This is a genomic window from Planktothrix sp. FACHB-1355 (assembly GCF_014748295.1).
Taxonomy (GTDB): Bacteria; Cyanobacteriota; Cyanobacteriia; order Cyanobacteriales; family Aerosakkonemataceae; genus Aerosakkonema; species Aerosakkonema funiforme_A.
The window spans coordinates 1-1778 of sequence record NZ_JACJUP010001315.1 but is presented as its reverse complement, the minus strand read 5'-3'; the positions used below and the strand labels follow the sequence as shown (position 1 = coordinate 1778).

Below are 1778 nucleotides of genomic sequence, written 5' to 3'. Positions count from 1 at the left end.
TATCGCATTACAGTACAAGTGCGATCGCCTTGAAATCGCAGCGAGCTTGGGTTTAGGGTACTAAAAAACAAATGATTTGGCACACTAAGTACGGAAGAGCCGGTTTTCATAATGCTAGCGATCGCTCTAATTTGGGCAATTCGATCGGCACTAATTTGAGTGATGTTTACCTCCTTTTTAAGCTCGGCTACAAGTAGAATACCCTAACTGAAATTATTGCCGAACTTCAACTCGATCGCAAAGTACTAATTAATGTTGATATCGAGCCGATAAATTTGTTAAAAAAGATCTGCTAGAGCCCAGGATTCATCAACGCATTCAGGGTGTCGCCAGATGTTGAGTTGGCTTGCGAAGCGATTGGCTAGGTAACCTGGGGAATCGACCCAGAAAAATTTTCCGTGGAAACGCGGACATTTGCCTGTGCTGAAAAGCGCTCAGAGCTTGGTAGGATGAATCCTTGCAGCTAAAAACTAAAATCCTCTCATCCAAAATCCTTGCAGCTAAAAACTAAAATCGATATGAGTCATCTTCCAGACTGGATTGCGCCTCACGGTGGCGAACTGATCGATCGCATTGCCACACCCGAACAAAAACAAGAATTTCTCTCCAAAGCCGACTTTCTGCCAAGAGTGCAACTGGATGAGAGAGCAGTTTCCGACTTGGAAATGATTGCGATCGGTGCCTTTAGTCCCCTGACCGGCTTCATGGAACAAGCAGATTACGAGTCAGTCGTTGCCAATATGCGGCTGGCAAACAATCTCGTGTGGTCAGTTCCCATCACCCTACCCGTCACAGAAGAAGTTGCCTCCACCCTCAAAGAAGGCGACTTGGTACGCCTGGATAACCCCACAGGTCAGTTTATCGGCGTCCTGCAACTAACCCAAAAATATCAGTACGATAAAAACCGCGAAGCGATAAACGTCTACCGCACCGATGACAGCAAACATCCAGGCGTAAAGGTGGTATATAACCAAGGGCCAATCAATCTAGCTGGGCCAATCTGGTTGCTGCAACGCGACCCCCATCCCCTATTTCCCAAATACCAAATTGACCCCGCCGAGTCGCGGCGATTGTTTAAAGAACACGGCTGGAGGACAGTTGTAGGCTTCCAAACGCGCAATCCCATCCATAGAGCCCACGAATACATTCAAAAATGCGCTTTAGAAACAGTAGATGCCTTATTCTTGCATCCCCTCGTCGGTGCAACCAAAGACGATGACATTCCCGCCGACGTGCGGATGCGCTGCTACGAGGTTTTGCTGGAACGCTACTTCCCCAAAGACCGCGTGATTCTGGCGATCAACCCGGCGGCGATGCGCTACGCTGGGCCGAGAGAAGCCATTTTTCACGCGATGGTTCGCAAAAACTACGGCTGCACTCACTTCATTGTCGGACGCGATCATGCCGGCGTGGGAGATTACTACGGCACTTACGACGCTCAACATATTTTTGACGAGTTTGAGCCATCCGAATTGGGTATTGTGCCGATGAAGTTTGAACACGCTTTCTACTGCACCGTCACTCAGGGTATGGCGACGACCAAAACTAGCCCCAGCACTCCAGAACAGCGCATCCACCTGTCGGGAACGAAGGTACGGGAGATGCTGCGTAGGGGCGAACTGCCGCCGCCGCAGTTCTCCAGACCGGAGGTAGCGGCTGAATTGGCGCGGGCGATGCACCAGTAGTTATAAGTTATGAGTTATGAGTTTTCCATAAAAAGCGATTTTTTAACTGGAAACTCGTAACTCTTATACTGACTCTTGGTAGGCTGATAACCG

1 protein-coding gene is annotated in these 1778 nt (G+C 49.2%); it reads left to right on the top strand.

Annotated features, from left to right (window positions below; genetic code table 11):
* The first annotated feature begins 518 nt into the window (after positions 1-518).
* On the top strand, positions 519-1685 hold the full coding sequence (gene sat / locus H6S82_RS31935; RefSeq protein ID WP_190472150.1) for a sulfate adenylyltransferase: 1167 nt from the start codon (positions 519-521) through the stop codon (positions 1683-1685).
* The last annotated feature ends 93 nt before the right edge of the window (positions 1686-1778 follow it).

Bases quoted from the DNA above. Each gene is read 5' to 3' on its own strand.
- sat (WP_190472150.1), top strand. From the start codon at position 519: ATGAGTCATCTTCCAGACTGGATTGCGCCTCACGGTGGCGAACTGATC.